This window comes from Nostoc sp. FACHB-280, assembly GCF_014697615.1.
Lineage (GTDB): Bacteria > Cyanobacteriota > Cyanobacteriia > Cyanobacteriales > Nostocaceae > Nostoc_B.
Genome location: NZ_JACJSD010000020.1, coordinates 64299 through 90443, shown reverse-complemented (window position 1 = coordinate 90443; position 26145 = coordinate 64299). Strand labels below are relative to the sequence as shown.

At 40.0% G+C, this 26145-nt stretch carries 22 protein-coding genes; 13 read left to right on the top strand and 9 right to left on the bottom strand.

Translation table 11 applies throughout. The annotated features are described in order from the left end of the window. Nucleotides 1-163 precede the first annotated feature (163 nt). The 4 genes from H6G75_RS16420 to H6G75_RS16405 all read right to left on the bottom strand — a co-directional run bounded on the left by H6G75_RS16420 (nt 164) and on the right by H6G75_RS16405 (nt 5419). Nucleotides 164-589 (bottom strand): hypothetical protein, encoded by a 426-nt coding sequence (locus H6G75_RS16420; RefSeq protein ID WP_190981092.1) that lies wholly within the window; start codon nt 587-589, stop codon nt 164-166. Nucleotides 590-794: 205 nt separating this feature from the next. Beyond that, a complete protein-coding gene (locus H6G75_RS16415) occupies nt 795-1586 on the bottom strand; it encodes an SDR family oxidoreductase (RefSeq protein WP_190981091.1) in 792 nt (263 codons plus the stop codon). A 280-nt stretch (nt 1587-1866) separates the two neighbouring features. Continuing rightward, a complete protein-coding gene (locus tag H6G75_RS16410; protein WP_190981090.1) occupies nt 1867-3276 on the bottom strand; it encodes a triacylglycerol lipase in 1410 nt (469 codons plus the stop codon). A gap of 142 nt (nt 3277-3418) precedes the next feature. Further along, nucleotides 3419-5419, bottom strand: a complete 2001-nt coding sequence (locus H6G75_RS16405) for a hypothetical protein (RefSeq protein ID WP_190981089.1) — start codon at nt 5417-5419, stop codon at nt 3419-3421. A 644-nt stretch (nt 5420-6063) separates the two neighbouring features. Here H6G75_RS16405 and H6G75_RS16400 point away from each other — a divergent pair. From H6G75_RS16400 to H6G75_RS16360, 9 genes are all read left to right on the top strand, one after another. Further along, nucleotides 6064-7482, top strand: coding sequence for an NADH:flavin oxidoreductase (locus H6G75_RS16400; RefSeq protein WP_190981088.1), 1419 nt, complete (start codon nt 6064-6066; stop codon nt 7480-7482). Between the two features lie 225 nt (nt 7483-7707). Continuing rightward, nucleotides 7708-9180: a cytochrome c gene (locus H6G75_RS16395; RefSeq protein ID WP_190981087.1), complete on the top strand. Its 1473-nt coding sequence runs from the start codon at nt 7708-7710 to the stop codon at nt 9178-9180. A gap of 79 nt (nt 9181-9259) precedes the next feature. Then, nucleotides 9260-9691, top strand: a complete 432-nt coding sequence (locus tag H6G75_RS16390) for a hypothetical protein (RefSeq protein WP_190981086.1) — start codon at nt 9260-9262, stop codon at nt 9689-9691. A 26-nt stretch (nt 9692-9717) separates the two neighbouring features. Then, nucleotides 9718-11151 carry a c-type cytochrome gene (locus tag H6G75_RS16385; protein WP_190981085.1) on the top strand — a complete coding sequence of 478 codons (1434 nt, stop codon included), beginning with the start codon at nt 9718-9720 and terminating at the stop codon, nt 11149-11151. A 51-nt stretch (nt 11152-11202) separates the two neighbouring features. Then, the gene (locus H6G75_RS16380; protein ID WP_190981084.1) at nt 11203-12177 is read left to right on the top strand and encodes a hypothetical protein; all 975 of its coding nucleotides are present in this window, start codon (nt 11203-11205) and stop codon (nt 12175-12177) included. Between the two features lie 109 nt (nt 12178-12286). Further along, complete coding sequence (locus tag H6G75_RS16375) at nt 12287-13927, top strand: lipoxygenase family protein (RefSeq protein WP_190981083.1); 1641 nt, start codon at nt 12287-12289, stop codon at nt 13925-13927. Nucleotides 13928-14010: 83 nt separating this feature from the next. After that, entirely contained in the window at nt 14011-14316 is a 306-nt protein-coding gene (locus tag H6G75_RS16370; RefSeq protein ID WP_190981082.1) for a putative quinol monooxygenase, read from the top strand. Nucleotides 14317-14422: 106 nt separating this feature from the next. Next, a complete protein-coding gene (locus tag H6G75_RS16365; protein WP_190981081.1) occupies nt 14423-15478 on the top strand; it encodes a trans-acting enoyl reductase family protein in 1056 nt (351 codons plus the stop codon). A gap of 61 nt (nt 15479-15539) precedes the next feature. After that, nucleotides 15540-15857, top strand: a complete 318-nt coding sequence (locus H6G75_RS16360) for a hypothetical protein (RefSeq protein ID WP_313934853.1) — start codon at nt 15540-15542, stop codon at nt 15855-15857. A gap of 207 nt (nt 15858-16064) precedes the next feature. Here the strand turns inward: H6G75_RS16360 and H6G75_RS16355 are convergent, their stop codons facing one another. Then, the gene (locus H6G75_RS16355; RefSeq protein ID WP_190981080.1) at nt 16065-16259 is read right to left on the bottom strand and encodes a hypothetical protein; all 195 of its coding nucleotides are present in this window, start codon (nt 16257-16259) and stop codon (nt 16065-16067) included. Between the two features lie 73 nt (nt 16260-16332). After that, complete coding sequence (locus H6G75_RS16350; RefSeq protein WP_190981079.1) at nt 16333-16998, bottom strand: Uma2 family endonuclease; 666 nt, start codon at nt 16996-16998, stop codon at nt 16333-16335. Nucleotides 16999-17214: 216 nt separating this feature from the next. On the opposite strand from H6G75_RS16350, the gene H6G75_RS16345 reads away from it, so the two are divergent. The 4 genes from H6G75_RS16345 to H6G75_RS16330 all read left to right on the top strand — a co-directional run bounded on the left by H6G75_RS16345 (nt 17215) and on the right by H6G75_RS16330 (nt 23415). Next, the gene (locus tag H6G75_RS16345) at nt 17215-19470 is read left to right on the top strand and encodes a DUF1796 family putative cysteine peptidase (protein ID WP_190981078.1); all 2256 of its coding nucleotides are present in this window, start codon (nt 17215-17217) and stop codon (nt 19468-19470) included. A 362-nt stretch (nt 19471-19832) separates the two neighbouring features. After that, nucleotides 19833-20093 carry a hypothetical protein gene (locus H6G75_RS16340; protein ID WP_190981077.1) on the top strand — a complete coding sequence of 87 codons (261 nt, stop codon included), beginning with the start codon at nt 19833-19835 and terminating at the stop codon, nt 20091-20093. Between the two features lie 268 nt (nt 20094-20361). Then, complete coding sequence (locus H6G75_RS16335; RefSeq protein WP_190981076.1) at nt 20362-21171, top strand: isopentenyl phosphate kinase; 810 nt, start codon at nt 20362-20364, stop codon at nt 21169-21171. A gap of 360 nt (nt 21172-21531) precedes the next feature. Continuing rightward, entirely contained in the window at nt 21532-23415 is a 1884-nt protein-coding gene (locus H6G75_RS16330) for an ATP-binding protein (RefSeq protein ID WP_190981075.1), read from the top strand. 90 nt (nt 23416-23505) lie between these two features. Here H6G75_RS16330 and H6G75_RS16325 read toward each other — a convergent pair whose 3' ends face one another. The 3 genes from H6G75_RS16325 to era form a co-directional block, all read right to left on the bottom strand. Beyond that, nucleotides 23506-23988, bottom strand: a complete 483-nt coding sequence (locus H6G75_RS16325) for a hypothetical protein (RefSeq protein WP_190981074.1) — start codon at nt 23986-23988, stop codon at nt 23506-23508. A 171-nt stretch (nt 23989-24159) separates the two neighbouring features. After that, entirely contained in the window at nt 24160-24837 is a 678-nt protein-coding gene (locus tag H6G75_RS16320; protein WP_190981073.1) for a response regulator transcription factor, read from the bottom strand. 71 nt (nt 24838-24908) lie between these two features. After that, nucleotides 24909-25865: a GTPase Era gene (era, locus tag H6G75_RS16315; protein WP_190981072.1), complete on the bottom strand. Its 957-nt coding sequence runs from the start codon at nt 25863-25865 to the stop codon at nt 24909-24911. Nucleotides 25866-26145 lie beyond the last annotated feature (280 nt).

The following is a 26145-nucleotide window of genomic DNA, read 5'->3' as shown; positions in this document are numbered from 1 at the left end:
GGGGTGGACATCTTGTCCGCCCCTAGCCAAGGGCGGGCTAGAAGCCCACCCCACAAGATTGAATAATGTATTTCTTGGAAATCCCTTATGAATATGCGGCTGTAGTTTCCGAAAATCTTTCTACCTTGTCTACCTTGTCTCCCTCGTATCTCTGATTACTATCTTAAAGTACGTTGATTCTACCATCATCTTGAATGTACACTGAGCGATCGCCAGGAACACGCCAAGTCGGCCGCAATTCTACGCGCAAAGTAGCTAAACTCGGTCGAGAAAGATTAGCTTCGATTGACCTACCCGTTTCATCCCAAAATATTAAAGATGTGTTGGGTTCTGTACCTTCTAACTGATCTAGATATAAAATCTGTCCGGGACTGAGGGAAATGGGGTCAGTAATGGAAGGCTTTTGTAGTTTCAGCACACGGGGAGTTCTATTCACCACTTGCACGCGGACACGTTGTCCTGGTGTAAATTGAAGTGGAGCCTTACCACAGTTAGAAGCACAAGTTCCAGCCAATGAAATTTTCGAGTCATGGCTGGCGGTTAATAGCAAAGTAGCGGTAATTAATAAAGCTGATACTAATTTAGACATGACATCAGAATTTACACAGTTGGTATTTAAGGACTTCAGCCTAACACCGTACTTAGTAAGTTGTGTATTAGTGTAAATCCTGATGCGAGAAAAGTGCTGAGTGCTGAGTCCTGAGAGGGGGGAGACAAGGTAGAAATACCGCTCTCTTCTCTCCCTTGTCTTCCTTGTCCCCCTTGTCCCCCTTGTCCCGCTTATCCCCCTTGTCTTATTTACTTTCTTGCATACTTCTGACAATTTTGGTCACAAGCTTTCTGGGTGTAAATCTCACACTTTCAGAAAGGAGTTTATTTTTCAAGCCAGGAACAACTACGGTTTTGTTATCAAATAAGGCATCATAGCCGATTTTAGCCACAGTTTCTGCATCCATAATTTTTTGACCACTGACAAGTTTGGAGTCTTCCATTGCGGCGCGTTTTTGAAAACCTGATTCTGTCGGCCCTGGACAAAGTGCAGTTACAGATACACCTGTACCTTCTAATTCATTAGCGATCGCTTCTGAAAATGATAATACATAAGCCTTACTGGCATAATAAACCGCCATTAAAGGGCCTGGTTGAAAAGCCGCAGTTGAAGCCAAGTTCAAAATTTTGCCATAACCTTGCTTCACCATATCTTTGAGGAACAGCTTGGTTAAATGAGTCAGACACATCACATTAACTTGCAACATTTGTAATTCCGCAGTTAAATCTGTTTCGTTAAACAAACCATAGCTGGCAAATCCCGCATTGTTAATCAGAATATCAACCTTAATTGATGCTTGTTGTAACTCAGCAAAAATTTCTTCTGGCGCAGTAGGATTCGCCAAATCTTTAGCAATAACTTTGACCTCAATCCTAAAGTTAGTTCTTAATTCAGCAGCAATTTGATGGAGTTTCTGCTCACTTCTGGCAACTAATACCAAATTGTATTTATCTTGAGCAAATAACTTCACAAACTCATAACCAATCCCACCAGATGCACCAGTAATTAGGGCAGTTTTTCTGCGATCGCTTTGCATAACTTTACCTTAGTTAGAATCTAGCAAACAAAAATAGTTTGGTTATTAATTACTCTGACAATTGACTACAGCCACATCAATCATGTTTCCTAACACCTCTCCTCTTCGTGTACCTCTAAAATTAAGGGTTTAAGAGAGGGTGAATGGGTAAAATCAAGTCAAAATTCAAAAATTTTTTGATTTCCCTGTAAGAGTGTAGGTCTTCCAAACCTTTACACCCTTAGCCTCTAAACCCTTACACTCATTCTTAACAGACAAACTTTGTACCTAAACGCTACAATTATTGCCATTGCGAAATTTCTAACTTGATAGCTGATTTCGCACCAACAACATCTCGACCACGTTGGGGTAAGAGAATATCAGCACCTAAACTTAAATCAATATTCGGCTCTAAACTTTCAGAGTTCCAACAATATTTCGCCTTGTATATATTATCTTCAGCTATAACATCCACAATTAAATAATCAGACCACAAAGGTAGCTGGTCAATGTGGCTATCAAACAACCAATCTCTTTCTTTTTTTGTAAAAGAATGCAGCGCCAAACGAATTGCATATCTACAAGTACTATCGGCGTTCACTGCATAACGGGGAATTAAGAAAGCTGTAAACAAAGGTACAGGCTTATCCCGCATTAATTCCACCGTGATGGGACAATAACGGTCAATGGCTTGTTCGTGTATGGGAGTAGGAAGACCACGCAAAGCCACCCGAACTTCCATTTGATAAAAAGTATTTTGGCGATCGCTTAATTCTACATTACTTAGAGACAGCTTTACCTTGATATCACCAAATAAAAATCTTTGCAGATTTTGATAAGCTTCCTCAGAATTTACCATTCCATAGCGGCCGCCATGAGTCCGATGAATATAAGCGCGATGCGCTCCTCTGACATAAGCTTTATCTATCTGCACTAACCCATCACTCTGCGGCCCTACAGCCTTTTGTGAAAAGCCAGCAGCATTTTCATAATCACGCGCATTTGTACCAATAATACAAAAAACCCTGTCTGGCGAAAAAGCATTATCCAGACTTTGAGTATCAAAATCTTGGGGTAATTCTGGCACTAACTTCACTTTGGGAGTGAAATATTCATACATTCTTTGCGGGCCAAAATCATCAGAGTTATTCCATTTCAAAGTATCTCTGATACCTTCAATTAAACCGCCGCCAACTTGAAAATAAATTCCCCCATGCGGTGTACCATAGGTAAATAATTTATCAATATGGTCTTCAGCTTTTTCACCATGATCTGGATAAATTTTTTGAATCAAACTCCGACAGACCAGTCCACCCATTGAATGAGCAATTAAATAAACTTTGTTTGCACCACTTTCCTTTTTCACGACATTAATTAAATCTCGTAAACCCTCAGCAATTTCCTCCATTTCTAGCCTGATGGTTTTTTCCTCACCAAAACTCGGTGAAGTCATATCATAAAATCGATAAATCCAAATAGTTTTGATATTACTGCTCAACTGCTTATTATCAAACACAGGACGATAGCCGTGGTCAGTCATTAAACGTAACAAGGGACTCTCAAAAAAGAACTTTTCCGGAGTACCTTTTTCTCCCACCCGAATATGAGTTGAACCACTATTAAATCCATAAAATGGATCATTCACCGTTTGGTCAACATCTTTATCTGTACCTGCATAGCCGCGTACATAAATAATTGGTAAATATTGCATTTATCGCCTCCATATTTATTATTTTTTATTGGTTATTTATTTATATAAGAATCATTGTTCTTGACTCTTATTCCAAATATTTATCGTTCCCAAGTATAACTTAGGAACGACTAGTGAAATGCCAAGCATTCTGACGAGTTGCTTAGAAAGTCTTCACAAACTCGATGAGTGCTTTTTTGTCTTCATCAGACAAATCAGAACCAAAAGTATGACCTCTATCTTCAATGAAGTCAGGAGATTTATTCGCTCTCAATAATACGCGGGCGAGTTTACCTTTGATGCCACCTTCTGGTCTTAAGTCTTGGAATAAGTTACCCAAATTAAGAGAAGTAATTGCTTCTCTCATATTGACGTTTGCCAACAAGTTTACAGGCATACCTTTAGGTACAGGTAAACGCAATCTCGGATTTGGATCTCCTGGGGGTAAATCTAATTTACTTTTGCGGTCAGTTCTGCTGATAATGTTTTCCCGTTTTTCTGGCCACAGCAGTTTTTCCATCGCATCGTTATAGGCTGTTATCCTACCTTGCACAGAAGGATCTTCGTTATATAAACCTAAAGTGTTGTTATGGAGAAATGGTGCTGTTGCCCAAATACTAATGAGTGAAGGTGTGCGGTAATATCCTAAGCCGCCTTCTGGTATTTGGAAATTGATTGGTTTGGCTTCGTTGAAGGGATTATACAGCGTTAATTGACCAGGAGAAGGTAGTTCTTTATAAGTTTTGGAAGAGAACTGATCCCAAATATGGCCTTTAGTTGCGTTGGTTCCTAAAGCACGGGAAATGTTAGTACCAAGTAGTGTGACTGGGTAGCGTTGGTCATCAGATAAGAAGTTATGGTCAAGGAAATTGCTACTGAGTACTGATTCTTCGTACCACTTCTTCGCTTGTTGGGGGTCAGCTGCAATTTCAGCAGGTGGCTTTTTACTAGAGTGACAAGATGCACAGGTATCAGCAAAAACTATCTTGCCACGTTCGAGAACCTTTTCATCTTTGGTTAAGAAAGCATCACCACCGGGTGCATCTTTGAGGTGCATCGGTTTGATAGTTTTGAGGAATGCTTCTGCATCAGCCATACGTGCTTCTGTTTGTCTCCAGCCTTCGCAATTCTTTCTGGCGGTTTCAATATCAAAAGGACGTTGGGGAGTTCGACCTAACATAGCTTCGTGCAGTTTTAGCCAATAGTCACCACACATCCCAATGTTGACGTACACACGCAAAGAAGCTGTAGCTACACCTGTGGAGTCTGCACCATCTTTGAGAATGTGATTAACGTTTTTGGTAGAACCATCGTTCATCACTTCCGGATATGTGGGGCGATCGCCTAAATTAAAAATGGCATTTATCGCATTTGGATTATTAATATGATCTGTAGCAATTCTTGAGGTGTCAGATGTGCCGGGACGTTGTGCCATCAAGACTTGTTTGATGAAACTATCATCCCTAAGTTTGAGCGAAAATAATTTAGCTTCCTTAATGTACTGATTACCCAAAGCTGGAACGAGATTTTCCCATTGGGGGTGTTCTTTGTCTTTGGGTGGGTTGAGTGGGTCTAAAGCAACATGACAAATAGCGCAAGACTGTCCAATCAAATATGGAGGCTCAATTGATACATCCTTGACGTATTTCTCAGCATTCCATTTTGATCTGTCAAATTTGGGGTTGGGAAACTTACGTAACCCAATCACACCAGTAGACAGAGGGTCTTTACACTTATCCAACAACAACCCATATTCATCTGGTTCTGTGGCTTTTTCACATCCGGGGTCGTTGATTGCACCAAAGAGTTTTAAACGCTCATCATGGTACTTCGAGTCAATTAGCTGGAGTAAGTCAACATTGCCGTGAGTGCGCTTGGCAATGTCCCGATAGTATTCACCATTACCACCAGTCCATAAGTACCAAGTACAACGGCCTCTTTTTTCAGCGTCGGTGAGATTTTCTTTAGTATATGGCGGGAGATATCCGATACCATCGCAGTTATCAGCATAACCCGCATCATTATACTCTTTGGAGATGGGAGCAGGTGTTTCACCATACTCACCAGCTAAAGCTGTTGGGGTGCTGTACCAACCGCAAATTATAATTGCGATCGCAGCGCCAACCACCAAACAGCCCTTCCACAGTAGGCGTATTTTATTCATATAACTCTCTATGAGTAACACCTAAACCTAATTAGGTGGATCTTAATAGCAAAGCTTCACCATGAATTTGCCATTTTCCTGATCTATCCTTCAGATATTTTTGGCGAATGGCAAATAAATAATCTGGCACCATAATTTTAGGCACGGTCATATACGAAGTTACTACACAATTTAGCCAAACGTCACTAAAAAAACCGCTCTTTTGTCAACTGATTTATTTAAAAAATTGTAAATTTATCCTGGCATCATCAATATCATTTGTTATCGTATAAGCGACATTTTACACTAGGTTAATTTTGTAACAAATTGTGTGCAGCAGCCTGTATTAATTTTGCGTTAACCTTGATATCAAAGAAATGATTTCTTAAGATTTGATTTGTTGAGGATGCTAGTTTCACTCAATTACAAAAAATTCTCATTTCATGGTTCAACCTTGAACTGGTAAAGCTTTGGTTGAATATTGAGGCAGCAAACTAAGTAACAAAAACTTAATCTTTGACCTCACATCCGAAAAACTCAGTCTTGAACTTGTAAGTATTCCAATCGAACCCCCAGAGTATCTATCAATGGTAGTTATCTGGGTAGTTTTTGTTTACACAGTAATAATTTTAATACTTGATTCTAATACAAACAGGCAGGAGAGTATGGAGAACGATATTATCTTTAAGCCTTTAGAATTTCGTAATCTCACTGTCAAAAACAGGATTTTTCGCTCCAGTATATCTGGTAGGTGGGATAACTACGATGGTTCAGGTACTCAAGCCAGAATTAACTGGGAAGAAAAATTTGCTCGTGGTGGGGTTGGCGCGATTATTACTTCATTTGTACCCGTAACAATTCGCGGCAGAATTATGCCCAACTACGCCACAATTCACTGCGATGATAGGATTCCTTTTTGGCGCAAAGTAGGTGAAAAAGTCCATGAATACGACTGTAAATTTATTTTGCAACTAAGCCATTCTGGACGACAACAAGACATTGGTGGTGTAGAAAACGATGGTTTAAAAGGATTAAGTTCTACTAGTCGTACTGAATCATTTCACGGCTTGCGCTGCCAAGCAATGACCTTGAAAGAAATTAAAGAAACCATCCAAATGTTTGCTGATGGCGCAAGACGGGCGCGTTTAGCTGGGTTAGACGGTGTAGAATTACACAGTGCTAATGGTTATTTATTTAACCAATTTCTTAGTTCAGGAATTAACGATCGCAACGACGAATATGGTGGTTCACTCGAAAATCGGGCGCGGTTTTTACTAGATGTAATTCGGGCGATTCGGCAAGAAGTTGGTAATGATTTTCATCTGCAATTTAAAATTAGTGCTATTGATTATAACGATGCTGTAATTCCTTGTGAAAAACCCGGCAATACTTTAGAAGAATCTGTACAAATTTGTAAATGGGCAGAAGCAGCCGGTGCTGATGCTGTTCATGTGTCTGTAGGTAGTTTATTTCCTCATCCACTTAACCCCATTGGTGATTTTAATTTTAATGTCATCACCAAAACCTATGACACAATGCTTTCCAGTGGGAACCAAACAATTCGCAACTACATCTTATTCCGATATAAACTGCTACGTCCCATTTTTAAATTCTTGTGGAATCGGGTGAAAAGACAACTCCCACCGCCAGCATTTAGTGGTGATTATGTTGCCGATGATGCAATGAGAAAACTATTAGCAGAAAACCAAGGTAGAAACTTACTTTCATCCCAAGCAATTAAACAAGCTGTTAATATTCCAGTTTTGTGTACTGGCGGTTTTCAACAAGGTTCATTTATTCGCAAAGCCATTGAAGAAGGCTATTGTGACGGCGTAACAATTGCTCGACAGTTGATTGCTAATAACGATTTAGCAAAACAACTGCAACAAGGTAAAGACTTACCCGATAGACCATGTACTTACTGCAATAAATGTCTACTCAATGTCATTGAAAATCCCTTGGGTTGTTATGAACTCAGTCGCTTTGATAATAACTATGATGCGATGATCAAAGAAGTCATGTCAGTCTTTCATAGTGATGAGTCGGCAAAACATAACGCAGAAGTTCCAGCATTACATATTTAATTTGTCATTTGTCATTCAGATTTAATGAGGTGTGCAATTTATTTTTACACCCTTCTCCAAATCTCTCCCCACAACAGAGAGAGGCTTTGATTCTTTCTCCCCTTCCTTTGTAGGGAAGGGGTTGGGGGTTAGGTTTTAGAGAAATTTGCACACAACATTAATTTACTAATGACAAATGACAAATGACCATTGACTCTTGACTATTAACCAGAGAGTAATACCGTCATGACTCAAACAAGCCCTACGCTAGTTCCCACCGTTGTTAAGGGAACAAAGGCGGTTGTTAAGTGGATTGTGGCTGCAATTGTGGGAGTTGTAGCAGTAGTTGTATTTTTAATTTGGCCTGTTATATCTAACTCCCCAGTTGATTATGCTGATATCCAAGAGCATTTTAAGTATGGTTCCATTGGTAGTGAGGCAGTCAATGGAGTTCCCTACTGGATATGGAAAGTTCTGCCAGAATTATTTCCTGATAAATTGCCCGATAAAGGTTATACTTCCTTGGGATTTATTCAAGAAGAGGGAAAAGACTTACCCATTGGGTTTTCGCAACGACGGGTGTTTATTAACCGTGTTGGCTTGAATTGTGCGGTGTGTCATACCGGGACAATACGTGATACACCAAATAGCGATCGCCAAATCATTACCACTATGCCTGCTAATGTCGTCAACTTGCAGGGATATATTAAATTCTTATCAGATGTGGCGATCGATTCGCGCTTTACTGCCAACCGGATGCTGCCAGAAATTGAAAAAATTAGTGGCGGTTTGAACCCAATAGAAAAACTAGTTTATCGGTTTATTGCCATTCCCCAAACCCGCGACGCACTAATTAATCAAAGAAGCCGACTGAAATTTATTGATGATCAACCAAAGTGGGGGCCGGGTAGAGTCGATACATTCAATCCTTATAAAGCAATTCAGTTTCATTTCCCAATGGATAAATTGCGTGAGGATGAATTAATCGGCACATCGGATTTCCCTTCCATTTGGAATCAAGAACAGCGCAAAGGCATGGAATTACACTGGGATGGGAATAACAGTTCTGTTGATGAACGTAATAAAAGTGCTGCTTTAGGTGCGGGAGTTACACCTACCACAATTGATTTAGATAGAATTAAACGAGTTGCTGATTGGCTGTTGACATTACCAGCACCCGAATATCCCTATCCAGTTAACCAAACTTTAGCCGCTACCGGAAAACAACTGTTTGCCAATAATTGTGCTAGTTGCCATGCCTTTGGCGGAAAATATGTAGGTAAAGTAGTACCCATTCAAGAAATTGGTACAGACCCCCATCGCCTAAATTCTTTTACCTACGAAACTTTATCTAACCAAAATACTTTATACGCTGGGTATGATTGGCGGTTTAATAATTTCCGCAAAACGAATGGCTATGCTAATTCACCTCTAGATGGTATTTGGTTACGCGGCCCTTATTTACATAATGGTTCAGTCCCCACATTACGAGATTTGCTAGAAAAACCAGAAAATCGACCCAAAGAATTTTATCGGGGTTACGACGTAATTGATCGGGAAAAAGTTGGGTTTGTATCAACTATTGCTGAAGAGAACGGCAAGCAATATTTTAAATTTGATACGACCAAACCTGGAAACAGCAACAGCGGCCATGTATATGGAACTGAACTCTCTCCAGCAGAAAAAGATGCGTTGGTTGAGTACATGAAGCAACTGTAATCTTAGAAATAATTCAGGAGTTATGCAGAAAATAATGCTGGTGGAGGAGATTTTTTATACTGTAAATTAGGAACTAATCATGAATACATATGCAAAGTGGTTTAGCCGTGTAACTTGGTTGGGAATTATTGTAAATATGTTGTTTGTGATTCCCTCATGCTTCTTTCCAGAGTTAATGTTGTGGTTTTTAAAGATGCACCAACCAGACCCAATTATCTGGGTAAGAACGGCGGGAATGCTGTTATTTATCATTAGTGCATTTTACATTCCAGGTGCAATTGATCCTAATCGCTATCGGGCAACGGCTTGGATATCAATATTTCCCTCTAGAGCCTTTGGTTCGACATTTTTTATTTGTGCAGTGTTCTTTTTTGGGCAAGATAAAGGCTTTTTATCGATTGCCTTTGTAGACTTATTTTTTGGTGTAGTAGAAGCAATTTTCTTAACTCTAGCGACGCGGAGTGAAAATGCTGAGGCGATCGCCAAAGAACCAGCCAAACAATTCTCCTAATTTCTACCAAGGAGCAATGTAACTTTATGAAAATATTTAAAGAGAAATTAGGCAGAATTCTCGCCAGCATTGCTTTAGTTTTTGTGTTGTTAGTCGGGGGCGTAGGTTACATAGCTTGGTATCATTTGTTTCGGGATGTGCCGCTTACCTACGAATCACCAGAAGAACATTTTAAATATGGTTCTATTGGTACAGAACCAGCCCAAGGTATACCTTATTGGATTTGGTTAGTTTTACCCCGCATCTTTCCTGATAAATTACCAGGGCCAGGCGGTTACACTTCTTTAGGAATTACTTGGGAAGAAGGCAAAGAAACCCCTGTTGGTTTTACGAAAAAAACCATTGGTTTTCCTCGTGTGGGAATTACTTGTGCAGTCTGCCATACTGCTACCTATAGAACCAGTCCCCTAGAAAAACCCCATATTTTCCCGGCTGGGCCTTCTAACAAATTCAATTCTCAAGCTTATGTGCGCTTTTTGGGTGCAGCCGCCAGTGACCCCAGATTTACCGCCGATTATATTTTGGATGAAATCAAATATAATCATGAGTTTTCTTGGATCGAAAACTTACTTTATCGGTTTTTGATTATTCCCCAAACTAAAAAAGCCTTGTTACAACAAAGTGCCGATTTTGCTTGGATGGATTCTCGTCCCAACTGGGGGCCTGGTCGAATTGATCCGTTTAACCCGGTGAAATTCAACACCTTAAAACTGCCCAAAGATGACACTATCGGTAACTCCGATATGATGCCAATTTGGAATCAGAAACTACACAAGGGATTTGCCTTACATTGGGATGGTTTAGAAACTTCTCTCAAAGAAACTGTGCAAACAGGTGCAATTGGCGATGGTGCAACTAAAGATTCTTTACCTGTTGCTGATTTGCAACGAGTAGAAGACTATATCACTACACTTGCGCCACCTGAATATCCTTTCCCTATAGATAAGAAATTAGCTAATACAGGAAGTCAAATTTTTGCTAACAACTGTGCATCTTGTCACGCCTTTGGTGGTGAAAGAACAGGTACAGTCATTCCTGTAGAAGAAGTGGGAACAGACCGCCATCGTTTAGATATGTGGACTCAGCAAGCCGCAGACACCTACAATCACTTTGGTGATGGCTATCCTTGGGATTTTAGCCAATTACGGAAAACTGATGGCTATGTGGCGGTGTCTCTGGATGGATTGTGGATTAGAGCGCCATATTTACATAACGGTTCCGTTCCATCTCTGCAAGATTTGTTAGCAAAACCAGAGAGTCGTCCCAAAACCTTTTATCGGGGCTACGATGTTTACGATTCGCAAAGAGTTGGCTTTATTTCCGAAGGAGCAGAAGCTAAACGTGTAGGTTTTAAATATGATACGACCGTTGCTGCCAATTCTAATCAGGGACATCTTTATGGTACTGATTTGCCCAGTGACGATAAAAAAGCACTGATTGAGTACTTAAAAACCTTATAGACCTAAGCAGCATCGTCGTTTCGATAAAACTTACAGAAAAGGGGTGTTGAAATGGCTACAGACTATGTGTTGTTTATTCATGGCGTGAATACCCGTAACGAAAACTACGCCCGTGAGATGTTTGAACGCCTAGAAAAAAGTGTAGGCGATCGCCAACGGAATCTCAAACCAATCGCTCTTTATTGGGGTGATGTGAATAAACCAGCAGAAAGTAATTTGTTGGGACAACTGAGACGCTCATCCTATTGGGATGATATGTGGTTTAGAGGATTTCGGGAACAGCAAATTATCCAATTTGCTGGTGATGCTGCACTTTATATTAGCCGTCATGTTGGTGCAAAAGTTGTCAACCGACTAAAAACTCAAGCGATCGCTAACGGGTTAGACAAAGCTCAAACTGATGATCGTCTGCACATAGTCAGCCACAGTTGGGGAACAGTGATTTTGTTTGACATCTTGTTTGCTAGTCGTTGGGATGATCCGCGAGTACCCGGCCACAACGATGTTATGGAAATCCGCGATAGCATTTTTGGTGTAGCTGGGAACAATAGCGAGCTTCTTCGTCAAGGTATTCCCATTGCGAGTATTCATACCCTTGGTTCACCCTTAGCCATCTTTAGTTTGACCAATGTCAACCCAGGTAAAGATGACGCAAATTCACCCAGTACCCACGACATTACACCTAATCTCCAAACATTATTAGAGTGTCTGCAAGAAGTACGCAAAGGCAAAAAACTACCTTGGCGCAATTACCTTCATCCTGGTGATCCAATCGCTTATCCACTCAAAGAACTCATGACAGATTTAGTGGATGGCGATACTAAATACTTAGATATTCAAGAAATTCTCACACACAACGCTGGATGGTTAGAAATACCACTTGCACAAACACTTTTACCCTTACTTTCTGGTGGCGACGCACATGGTAGCTACTGGCGCAATAACAAAGTAATTCAAGAAATCATTAATGTTGTCCAACAAGAAACTCCCACATCTGGTTTAGTTTCTCGACCTCTCCAAGTCTAAATAATAATTCGTCATTATTCATTAGCTGGGCAAAGCCCAGCAAAACATAACATCTCTATCCCTTATCTCCCTTGTCCCCCTTGTCTCTCTTTCCTCCTTAACAACTATCATGAAACCATACTTACCCCAGGTAGACCCTAACCCAAATATTCGTAAAGATGAGCTAGTAAAAAATCGAGAAGATTATAAATTTAATCATGATTATTTAGCTCCTATTCCTGTTATTGATAAAGTTCCCCATCAAGAACTATTCTCGGCAGAATATACAGCTAAACGCCTCGCTAGTATGGCAAATCTAGCACCAAATATGTTAGCTGCCAAAGCCAGAAATTTCCTTGATCCTTTAGATGAATTAGAAGAATACGAAGAACTGTTGACACTGCTACCTAAACCAGCAGTGATGAACAATTATAAAACCGATTCATGTTTCGCAGAGCAAAGATTATCAGGTGCTAACCCTTTAGCAATTCGCAGAATTGATAGTTTACCAGAAAATCTCGGCATCACAAACGCCCATTTTCAAAAATCTGTCGGGACAGAAAGTAACTTAGAAGCAGCTCTCAAAGAAGGTAAACTTTATTTATTAGATTATCCCACACTCTTTGATATTAAAGGTGGAACTTCTCAAAATGTGAGAAAGTATTTACCTAAGCCTCAAGCTTTATTTTACTGGCAGAGCAATGGTGTAGCAAATGGTGGTTCTCTCCGTCCAGTAGCGATTAAATTAAATAATGATGCTGGTACAGATGGATTGATTTACACTCCCGATGACCCTTATCTAGACTGGTTTTTAGCAAAGACTTCTGTGCAGATAGCCGACGGCAACCATCAAGAATTAGGTAGCCATTTTGCTTATACTCATGCTGTTATGGCTCCTTTTTGTATCGCCACAGCACGCCAATTAGCTCCTAATCATCCCATTGCTTTACTACTAAAACCACATTTCCGGTTCATGTTATTTGATAACGATTTGGGACGCACTCATTTTTTACAACCAGGTGGCCCAGTCGATGAATTTATGGCTGGTTCTTTAGAAGAATCTTTAACTTTTGTCGTCAAAACTTACCAAGAATGGAGTGTTGATAAATTTGTCTTCCCGACATTGATGAAAAGTCAAAATATGGATGACCCAGATATATTACCGCATTTTCCCTTCCGGGATGATGGGATGTTGATTTGGAATGCCATTCATAAATTTGTCACAGATTATTTGCAACTTTATTACAAGACAACCCAAGATTTAAGCGAAGATTATGAATTGCAAAATTGGGCAAGAGAATTAGTTGCTCAAGATGGTGGACGTGTTAAAGGAATGCCAGAAAAAATTGCAACTATCGACCAATTAATTCAAATTATTACGGTGGTAGTTTTTACCTGCGCTCCTTTCCATTCTGCTTTAAATTTTTCCCAGTACGAATATATGGCTTTTGTGCCGAATATGCCTTATGCAGCTTATCATCCCACTCCTGAAAGTAAGGGTGTGGATATGCAAACAATTATGAAGATATTGCCTCCATTTAAGCAAGCTGCTGACCAAGTGATGTGGACGCATATTTTAACATCGTACCACCACGATAAATTGGGTTATTATGATGAGGAATTTGCTGACCCATTGGGACAAGAATTAGTTGTGCAGTTCCAACAGAATTTGCATGATATAGAACGACAAATTGAGATTAGAAATCAAACTCGTCCTATACCTTATAATTTCCTTAAACCTTCCCAAATTATTAACAGTATCAATACTTAACAAGGAAGTGGGGAGTAGGGAATAGTAAAAATTTAATTATTCCAACTCTCTACTTTTATCTAATTTAAACAGGAGAATCTATCATGTCAAGTCAACAAGTCACGGTCACAGCTCGGTTAAAAGTCAAACAGGGTTTAGAAGATAGGTTTAGAGAAGAATTTGAACCTGTAATTGCGCTCACTCGTGCGGAAGATGGCTGTATTAATTATGATTTACATCAATCTATAGAAGACCATTCTGTGTTTTTGCTGCATGAAAATTGGGCTAATCAAGCAGTTTTAGAACAACATTTACAACAGCCTTATATTCGGGCAATGCTTACTAAATCAGAAGAGTTTTTAATAGAACCACCAGAAGTTAAGTTATGGCAGCAAATTGTGAATAATTAAGTCAAGTTAAGTTTAGATCCCCCCTGCTTCCCCTTAAAAAGGGGGATTGAAATGTTTATGAGTTATGGCTAAGGGGGAGTTATGAAGATTTAATTTGGGAAAAACAATGACTGCAAAGGTGTTATTGTATGGTGCAACTGGCTATGCGGGGAAACTAATAGCGGAAACTGCAAAAAGTCAGGGTGTAGAGTTAATTTTGGCTGGTAGAAATCAAGGTGCGTTGGTATCAGTTGCGGAGAAATTAAACTTTGATTTTCGGGTGTTTAGTTTGGACGATGCACAGGCGATCGCACAATCTCTGCAAGATGTTACAGTTGTTCTCAATTGTGCCGGGCCGTTTGCGAAAACTGCTAAATCACTGGTTGATGTCTGTTTGCAAACTCACACCCATTATTTAGATATCGCTGGCGAAGTTCCCGAATTTCAGGCTTTAGCAGCACGAAATGATGAAGCGACAAATGCAGGAATTATGCTGCTTCCTGGTGTTGGGTTTGGTGTCGTCCCGACAGATTGTCTGGCTGTTTACCTCAAATCTCAGTTACCAACCGCCAACAGTCTCACCTTAATCTATGAAACTGAAGGCGGTGTTTCTCAAGGAACTGCTAATACGGTTCTGCCCAGCTTACATGAAATGGGTTTCGTCCGCAAAGCAGGCAAACTAATTCCATCTCGACCAGCCGAGAAAAAACGTCAAGTTGATTTTGGTGCGGGTTTAGTCACCGCCGTAACTAACCCTTGGCGTGCTGATCTTGTTACCGCATTCCACAGTACCAATATTCCCAATATTGAAACTTACACAGTCTTTCCCAACCCGGTAAGTTTTTTGATGGAAAGCAGTCAGTATTTAGGCTGGTTATTTAATTCATCTCTTTTCCAAAGCGCCTTAGCGAATTTAATTAAACAATTACCACAAGGGCCAAGTGCAGCAGAACGCGCTCAAGGTAAAGTTGGCGTTGTTGGTATTGCAGAAGATGAATCTGGTCGTCAAGTTACAGCAAAACTCATCGGCCCCGAAGCTTATGATTTTACGGCTTTAGCTGCTGTAGTAGTGATTAAACACATCATCCAAGGTGAAGTAAAGCCAGGATTTCAAACCCCAGGGAATGTTTACGGTGCAGATTTGGTATTAGAAATACCTGGAGTGAAAAGATGGCGTGATTAAACTGTCACCTCTGATCTGTATCCTGCTATATGTAGTTAAAAACATCGCAATAATACAAGCTGTGTCATCGGAACTCACCTTAGAAAAAGTCAACCAAGCCGTTAACGCTATCCTGGAAGTCTTAGGAACTCCCGAAACCGAATTACATCGCCAAGCTTTAGCCGCTTTTCAAAGTGGTGATCACCAAACGGTGAAACGTTTAGCTTCTACCAACTTGTCTGATTATTATGTCAAGTCTCTTGGGTATCTCGGTGGAGCATTAAAGTTAACTCCCAACACTGATACAATCCTTGCAGAGTCAGCACGTTCCGCCGCCGATTTTGCCAAAGAAAAAGCCCTCAAACAACTTGGAGAAGCGTTAGCGAAAGCTTTGTCCTAGAGTTTTAATTATTTCACGCAGAGACGCAAAGGCAAGGCAGCGTGTTGCAGGGGTTCCCCTCATTGTAGCGACTGCCGCGCAGAGAGAATAAGGAGTTTTAAATTTTAACCCGTTAAATTTCATCCCATAATTCAGCAAGTCCCAAAATTTTTTGACCCTCTGTTTGATTAATTCAGGGGGTATTTTTGTGAGCTATTGACTTTCTAATTAGGTTCTTACTGTCCGTCGCGGCTTTCTGTTGCTCACCACTTGACTCACAGAAGCTCCCGCCCCGACTCCAAACATTCCCGCACTAATGCTGTACATCGTATCTTTGCCGAGTGTTTGCACTCCGAAATAGCCAAAAGCGATCGCCGCTAATGTTCCAATAGTAGTTGCAATCATAACTTGATAACGTTGCATAGTCTCTCCTGTTGATACCCAACCAACTAAACTCAATCCAAAGCCCAATTTCAACAAACCTCATACCCTATACTTATTTTGTTTGTAATTGCTGCATCAACCAATTAGCGGCTGCGGTGTTAGTTTCTTGAGCTAATCTTTCTAGTGTTTGTTCTACAAGGGCGATGGATAAACCAGTCAACACCTGAGAAACTTCGATGGCTTGATAGATACCTGTTGCAGTTAAACCAAATGCAAATAATCGCATTCCTTTAACATCAATTACCCAGTATTCGGCAATTCCTAAACTAGCGTAAAGTCGCTTTTGTTCATCCAGATCAATACCTAAAGTGGTATCGGCAATTTCTCCCACTAAATCTGGTAGACGATGATGGTCAAGAATAATCCGACGCGGCTCACCTGGTTTCCATTTCGGAATATCTTGACCTTTGTACAAAACTAAATCTGGCTCACAGGCGTGGGTTTCGGGATTTTCAATTAAACAGCGTCCGTAGGACTGTAATACCATCTCTGGGTGTAAGAACGCCCACACAAAGAAAACTGCGGTCATCAAATCGCTAAAAGAAGAATGTCCTAGTCCTTCCGTTCCCATATCAACCCATAACCATCCCTGATGAAATGCAATTTTACGCCAATCAATATCCGGGTTATCCCTTACTGTCTCATAGTCCTGCCAAGTTGCATCATACTGCTGAAACACCGGAGAAGATTGGCTAAATTTTTCTAAGGAGATGGTCATTGCCAGACACCTTACGAATTTCTATTGAGTGTGATTTGCGATCGCCTCTATGATAACGCTTTGACCCGTCCCCAATACTCAATTCCTGATTGATTCAGAATTATTCTTGAAGGTTCTTGGAATACAGACTTTAAATGTAGTATGTGATACTGTCAAAGCATCTGGAGGATTCAACCTTTCCAGTGGCATTTTATTCTTAAATTCACAAAAAATCTTATGTATCGCTTCCAGGTTAGTGCATATACCCAAACTGGTGAATCCATTGGGCTGGTTGGTTCTACTTCCAAGTTGGGATCGTGGGATATTACTAAATGTGTTCGCCTCCGCACCAGTGGCGATCGCTATCCTTTATGGTGGTCAGATGAAATTGACATTCAGCCATCTTTAGATGGGGGCGATGATCAGAAAGTTGAATATAAGTACGTGCGTTTTAATACTAGTAATTATGGGGAATGGGAAGCTTTTGGGTGGAATCGTTGGATACCGATTAATCATAAGCATTCCAGTACTATGATTGTCGATGATGGGGCATTCGGTTATTTACAGCCGCATCCTTTCGGATACTTTGAGCAGCCAAATACTGCAAAACAGGTTTTGAAAGACGAATCTGATAGTTTAAAAGTTGTGGTGATTGGCAGTTCTGTGGCCTTGGGTCATAAAGCTTGGTTATTTCACGGTTGGACTGGACTACTAGAAGAAGCTTTACAACAAAAATATGGACATAAAGTAGTTAATGTCTCGGAAGCTGGAGCCAATGTCAGCCGTACGATCGCTCGCTTTGCTTCAGTAGTTACACCAGAACAACCTGATGTCGTAATTATTGCCTTATCTCTGGGTAACGAAGGATTGGCTTATTGTGCGCCGCATGAACGGCGATCTGTACAAAGGCGGTTTGAAAGCGGTTTGCAGCAGTTGGTGAAAATGACACGCAAACTGGGCGCGTTGCCAATTTTAGGTGGGGTTTATCCTAATAACAATTATTCTTCTGAGCATTACTGGCTGTTAAAAGATACCCACAATCGAATTTTAAATTGGGGCGTACCGATTTTGAATTGGTTGCCAGCCTTAGATAATGGCCTAGGACGCTGGCGGGAGGGGATATCTTTTGACCCGGCGCATCCCAACACCTTCGGTCATCGCTTGATGTTTGAAGCCATCGATTTGCAATTATTTGATATCGACAAAGCCAAATTAGCCAAAGAAAATCCCCATTTCTGGCAGCCGAATGAAATCCCGATTTATCTTGATCATGCGGGATTTTATGTTTGTGCCTACATCGAAGAAAAAAGTCTGCGAATTAGTAATCCATCACCCCACAATTACACCATTGCGCCTTATTGGCAAGAACTCCAAACAGTTCTGCAAAGCAAAGCCAAGTTGCTTCCAGGTATTTATGTTGCCAAAAATCCCCAACCGGGAACACTGCCGTTTTTTGCTGTGCAGGAAAATGGCGCGATCGCTACAACCGTAGAAATACCATCAGGCTCTGATTTAGAATATACAGCATCTTTCAACTTATTCGCCCCGAATGACTCCCAAGTTTTGTTTTATGATGGGCATTTGGGAATCTTGCAAAAAGATGAACGCCACCTCTGGCTAATTAATGAATCAGACCATGAATATAATATCCATCCCATGTGGAAAGAAGTACGGCAGGCACTAAAAGCTGTACCAGTAGGTGTTTACGAAGACCCATTACACCCTGAGATTCCCTTCCGCACGATGATGATTGGTAAAGATGGGCTGGAAAGTCGGGTGAAAATTCCCTCACAGTCGGCGGTGTTATTTCAATATCAATGTAAATTATCAGACATCAGTCGAATTGCAATTGTGCCATTGGGCGATCGCTGCGCGGTGCGGATGATGTTATACAAAATGGAATATGATGGCCCGGCTTTTCCCTTTGACTTGACCCGCACTACCAAGATTGCAGACATCGCAGATATCATCGAAAATCGTTTTGATGATATGTGGAATCCCAGCTTGCTAAACTACAGTCCAGAAGCAGGGAGAATTTATCACAGCAAATGGTCTGGTTTATCTTTTGCCCATGAAGTGGAAGACACAGACAACCCTATAAACGATATGTCTCCGGTATATGAACGGATGCGGGTACGCTATACAGCACGTTCTCAAAGGTTTTGGTACACAATTGAAAATTGCGACCAAGCACTTTTTGTCCGCACTGGTATATGCGATCGCCGTGGCGTGTTAGATTTAGTCAGCAAACTAGAAAAACACTGCCAAGGTAAACCATTTCAACTTTTGTTACTTTCACCCCAAAACTCTGATGAGTTTTTAGACATTCCCAATGTGCTGCATTACAACGCCGAGTTTAACCCCGACCGGATGTATGATGACTTGGAACATTGGATGTACTGCACAGAAATTATGCGGGGAATTTTAGAATCTTTGGGTATTTCCAGCAAAAATTTGTTTTGGTGTCCTCCCAACGTGCGCCTTAAGGAATGATATTGTGTCTGTAAAGTGAAATGGTATGAGTTGCTGGCAAACAATCAACAACTTACAAATCAGGACTGAAAGTGAAATTAGAAGAACTTTTTGATGAGATAAACCTTCTTGTGCTTAATAAATAGTATTGATGGTGGTTTGAAGTTGGCATCTACAATTTCAGAAAGTTTTCCGTTGACTCTGGGGATTTTAAATCGATTTTGATGTATCCTAGATTTTCTTAGGTAATTTTTTCAACACCCAAGTTCATAAAACTTTTTTGCGGATTTAGCGCAAGATTCTGGAAGAAGTTCTTGAACTCTCTCAGAATCTACCTTCTGTTGATTATTTCTTTGTCACACTTTAAGGCTTAACAAATCATCATGGATATACGACTCATCAAAAAATCCGAAAAATTAATCCTGAAAAAGATCAAACAGATTGAAGAAGAAAATCTTTCAATAGATGATTATGAAAGCCAAGAAGCTACCGTTGAGGAAAAACCAGTAGTCAATATAGTAGAAACTAGAGAGCCTAACTATATTCCAGCGCGAGATAACCCGGTAGTTTTATCCATCGCCAATTCTGGATGGCAGGTTTCGGAAATCCTACGGGATATCAGAGTAGATAATTTCTATGATTGATAAATAAGCAATATATATAGTTCAGGATTCTAGTTTTTAACTTATGGATTCTGCAAGAAATATGTTCATCATAAATAAGCAACAGCAATATAACTGTTGCTTATTAATTGAGCTTTAAGAAAGTGAACACTCGATGATATCATGTTCGGCAAATCAGTTATTATTCAGCATATCTGTGCATAAACCTCAAAACCTCCTCTGCTTCCTCTGCTGACTGAATGATAAGTATTTAACCGAATACGATACAGTTACTACATCTTGATATTTCATGCTAGAGCTAGTATTAATCAAACTGGGAGGTTCTCTAATTACTGATAAGAACCAACCATACACTGCTCGACTAGAAACTATGCAAAAACTAGTTACAGAAATTAGTCTAGTCAAGCAGAAAAATCCAAGTTTGAAACTAATTATTGGCAATGGTGCTGGTTCTTTTGGGCATCAGTCAGCCCATAAACATAATACTATCAATGGCGTTGTCTGTGATATTGATAAACTAGGGTTTTGTCTAGTTCACCAAGATGTTTTAGATTTAAATAGATTACTAGCAAATTGTTTTTTACAAGCCAGTTTTCCAGTAGTGAGCTTACCACCTTTCATGATGGTAGTCACTCAAAATAAAAAGCTACTGCAAGCAAATTTTTCAGTAATTGAAAATAGTTTCAAAGCTGGCTTAATACCTTTGGTTTTCGGAGATGTTGTTTTAGATCAATCAATTGGCGGTACTATTCTTTCTACTGATACTTTATTAGTAGAGTTAGCCAAATACTTTCATGTTCAAGGTAACTATCGAGTAAAACTCATCAATGCTGGCAATTATCCTGGTGTATATGACCAAAATAGGCAAGTGATACCTGAAATTACACCAGCCAATTATACTCAAATTAAAGCTGCGATCGGTAAGAGTGAGTCAGTTGATGTGACTGGTGGAATGATTCAGAAAGTAGAAGAATTTTTGGCTATTGCTGATTGGGGAATTGATTGTTGGATAATTGATGGCAATATTCCCGGAAATTTATTTAAGGCTATTTTAGGACAGGCGACTTTGGGGACAGTGATTCGAGCTGGTGAATATTAGGTAAGGAAGGGATAAGAGGGATAAGGGAGACAAGGGGGACAAGGGAGAGTATATTCATATCTTGCACACAGGCGAAACTTATTTATGTGGGTTAAAAACCTTGAGTTTCTATGAGTCCGCGATCGCGTACTTTGTTTTTATAGCTGAACCAGTGCGTTGGGTGGGTTTCCCGACTTGAAGCATCTGGTATGCGAATTCCATTCATCGGGGCTAGATGCAAGATATTTGTATAAGTGGTATTGCATTTTAAGATATCTTGGGCATACTAAGGGAAAACTTTGGCCATCTTTTGTGTAAATCATGCTTAATTTGGGATGATTTGCCGAAAAGAGAGCCAGTAACTTGCAGGATTCAGCAAGAATGGCGTTTTCTCATTTTGTACCGCAACAATCTTCTCAGGCTTTGCTGTGGAGTGTTCTGAACAGCATTACTGATCCCATTTTTGTAAAGGACAGACAACACAATTGGGTGTTTGTGAATGATGCGTTTTGTCAGTTCATTGGATATAAGCGAACATCACTAATTGGTAAATCTGATTATGATGTTTTTTGCAAAACCCAAGCCGATGTTTTTTGGGCTAGGGATGAACTGGTTTTCACCACAGGCGTAACGGATGAAAACGAGGAACTAATCACAGATTACCAAGGTAGAACCCAAATTATATCTACTAAAAAAAGTTTATTATCTGACGAAGCGGGTAATTCATTTTTAGTAGGTTCAATTCGGCTAATTATTCCCCAAGAGCAAATTGAAACTACTTTGTTACTTCAAACAATCAATAAGTTAGAGCAAGAAATTCAGGAACGCCAACAAACTGAAAAACGCTTTCGCAGACATAGCAATGCTCTACAACAGCTTGTACAGAGTGAAAAACTACAACATGATGATTTTCAAATTGCGATTCAATATGTAACAGAAGTAGCTAGTTTAGGTCTTGAGGTTGGGCGTGTTAGTGTTTGGTTATACACAGAAAATCGTTTGCAAATTCAATGTGTGGATTTATATGAAAAGGAATATAATCGCCACAGTCACGGTTTAAAATTATCTGTCTGCGACTTCCCAAAATATTTTCAAGCTCTCAAAGAAGAACAAATAATTGCAGTTAAGGATGTGTATCAAGATGCTCGTACTGCTGAATTTGCTGCAACTTATACAACTCCGTTAGAAATTAATGCGATGTTAGATGCGCGGATTTGGTCAAGAGGGGAAGTGATTGGTGTAGTTTGTTGTGAACATTTGCTCACTCCGCGCCAGTGGACATTAGAAGAAGAAAGCTTTATAGGCTCAATTACAGACTTTGTGCGGCTGGTAATTGAATCACGCGATCGCAAAATTGCAGAAGCCGCACTCAGACAACAAACTCAACAACTAGAAGAAACACTCAAAGAATTAAAACGTACTCAATCCCAAATCATTCAAAGTGAGAAAATGTCTTCTTTGGGACAATTAGTAGCAGGTGTAGCTCACGAAATCAATAATCCGGTTAACTTTATTTATGGCAATATTAATCCTGCTATTAATTACATTCATGATTTATTCAAGCTAATTAATCTCTATCAAGAAAATTATCCTTATCCTGTGGATTTAATTCGAGAAGAAATCGATGCTATAGATTTAGAATTTTTAATGTCAGATTTACCCAAGTTATTATCTTCGATGAAAATAGGAGCCGATCGCATTCGCCAAATTGTCCTATCTCTCCGCAATTTTTCCCGCCTTGATGAAGCTGAATATAAAGCAGTAAATCTTCACGAAGGTCTTGATAGTACATTATTAATTTTAGAGAATCGTCTCAAGGCTAAACATAATTATCAGGGTATTAAAGTTATTAAAGACTATGGTAAATTACCTCTAGTTGAGTGCTATGCTGGTCAACTCAACCAAGTATTTATGAACATTTTGAATAATGCCATTGATGCTTTAGAAGAACGAGACGCACAACGCACACTCAAGGAAATACAAGCTTCTCCTAGTAGAATTCGGATTTATACTGAAGTAGTGAATGAAACTCAGATTGCTATTAAAATCGCTGATAATGGTTTGGGTATACCAGAAGATATTCAACAAAGGATTTTTGACCCCTTTTTCACGACGAAACCCATTGGTAAAGGTACAGGAATGGGAATGTCAATTAGTTATCAAATTATCACAGAAAATCATCATGGAACCCTGGAGTGTATTTCCTCTCCGGGTAAAGGTACAGAATTTGTAATTGTGATTCCTTTAAAACAAGGTGAGGATTGAATTAAACAAGCGTGTAAGGAAGGTAATGAGTGGTAATGGCTTGGAACACTTACACACTCATACCCCTTCATCGTATACCAAACCCTTTAATTAGTAATTACTAGCTCGTAAATCGTCAATTACATCTTTACTAGCTGCGTTTTCGACATAGTGTTTTGCTTGTTCAATATTAACTTTGGCTCGATTACGCCAACCGACAGCAGCATGGTTATCTTCCTCTCTTTCTATATCCTTTTCTGCACTGCGTAAAAGTTTGTAAATACTGCGAAACTTATCTAAATGTTTCAATGAACTATCAATTGCTGGATAATTATTTACATCTTTACGATCTAGGACAGCAGCTTTGTCAAGTTCTGCGATCGCTGCATGAACTTTAGAATATGCAGCTTTCTCTTCTTGAATAACATTAGATTCATCGGCTTTTTGCAAGAGTAATTCTGCTTGTCGCAGGTCACTACGAGCATGAATATAATATGGATGTTTACCAGCGATATCAGCCGAGGCAATACCATTACCTAAAGAAACTGCAACTAATCCTAGTAACAAACTAACCGAAGTGATTCTATAACTCATAACCTTACTCACCTAAATTCAGAATGAAAACTTATCTTCTGATTTAGACTGCTCTATCTCTAAAAAGTTTTGACAAATCTGTGTCAATGTTATGTCATTAATTCTTGGTAAATACGAGTGAAAAATGACATTCCGTCGAGTAAATTTCTGGCAACAGTCACATATTATTAACTACACTAAACCCGATCGCAGTGCAACTACAGCCGCTTGAACACGATCATCAACTGCTAGTTTGTTCATAATCCCACGGACATGGGTTTTAACGGTATTGGGACTCAGGTAAAGTCTTTCCGCAATTTCGGGGTTGCTTAAACCTTCTACCATCAGTTTTAAAACTTCTAACTCTCTGGCGGAAAGGTTGGCGGTGTTTCCTTGGGTTGCGGGCGGTTTGAGATTATCAATGACACGTCTGGCGATTTGCGGATCTAAATAAGTCGCGCCATCAATGGCGGCTGCGATCGCTTTTAGCAGTCTTTCTACACTCGCACCTTTGATACAATAAGCATCTGCCCCACTAGAAAGTGCCGCAATCACTTCTGTTTCGGTGGTGTGGGATGTCAGCATCACGACATGGGTTTCTGGTAACGCCGCTTTAATTTGCTGTGTCGCTGCAATTCCATCCAGGCGTGGTAAACCAATATCCATGACTACCAAATCTGGTTTTAATTTTAAGGCTGCTTGTACCCCTAAATAACCATCTTCTGCCTGTCCAACAATTTCCAACTGGGGTTGCGCCATCAATGATTGTTCGAGTCCTAGTTGCATCATCGGATCATCTTCCACAATCAACACCCGCAACACAGGTTGATCATTCGGCAGATTGAAGGAGTAGCTAGGATTGGTAGACATTTGTTTATCTAGTCAATGGTCAATGGTCAATAGTTTAATAGCTATTGACTATTGACTATTGACTAACTTCTCTATTCTTCCACGCGATAGCCAAACTCTGCCAGATTTAACCGGGACTGTCGCCATTTTGGCTGGACTTTGACGAAAAGTTCCAGGTATACTTTGCCGGAGATAAGTTTTTGGATTTGTTCGCGGGCGGCGCTACCAATGGCTTTAAGCATAGAACCACCTTTACCAATTAAAATGCCTTTTTGGGAATCCCGTTCGACGTGGATGGTAGCCATGACACGGGTAATTGATGGTGTTTCTTCTACTTTATCAATGGCGATCGCCACAGAATGCGGCACTTCTTCACGGGTTAACAATAAAATCTGTTCCCGAATTAACTCGCCCATAATAAACCGTTCTGGTTGGTCTGTCACCAAATCAGGCGGATAGTATAAAGGGCCAGTTTCTAAATTTTCCGTCAGTAATTCTTGTAGTTCTGGCAATCCTGCACCAGTCTTGGCGGAAAATTTCTCTAACGGCCATTGGTTAGCATCACCTAGTTGTTGGTAACTTTCATCGATAAACTGGGAATCCGCTGGTTGCTGATCAATTTTGTTCAGTCCCAAAATTACGGGTGTGTGGCTGTGGGTTAATAACTCCGCAATGTAGCGATCGCCAGCACCACAAGCAGCTGTACTATCAACTACAAACAGCACCACATCTACTGATTCAATGGCAATTTTGGCATTCTGTACCAACACTTCCCCTAATTGATGATGGGGTTTATGAATTCCCGGTGTATCGACGAAAATTAATTGTGCTGCTTCGGTGGTCAAAATTCCACGCAAACGATTCCGCGTAGTTTGGGCTACTGGGGAGGTTATCGCAATTTTTTGACCAACTAATTGATTCATTAGAGTAGATTTACCGACATTTGGACGACCAATGATGCCGATAAACCCCGATTTATATTCAGGAGGAGCTTGAGGAATTAATACTTCTCCTGAAAAAGAGAAGACGTGATTTTCAATACTAGTCACCTTTTACTCCACCTTCATATTTTATAGATGAGATAAGTTAGTTCTGGGTTCAAACGCACAACAAACATATATTCACCCTGGAATTTTCGGGGTTTGCCATTGTTTCAGTTTAATCTACTACTAGAGATATTTGACTTGAAATATCTCAAAAATAGATATTAAATCCAACCAACATCATGGTATCTCTCTTCCATACACTTGTGTTACCTAAAAGAGAGCCTGTCATTTTGATGACAACATTCTTGGATTTTGGCTGGAGAAAGTCATTGAATTATGATGT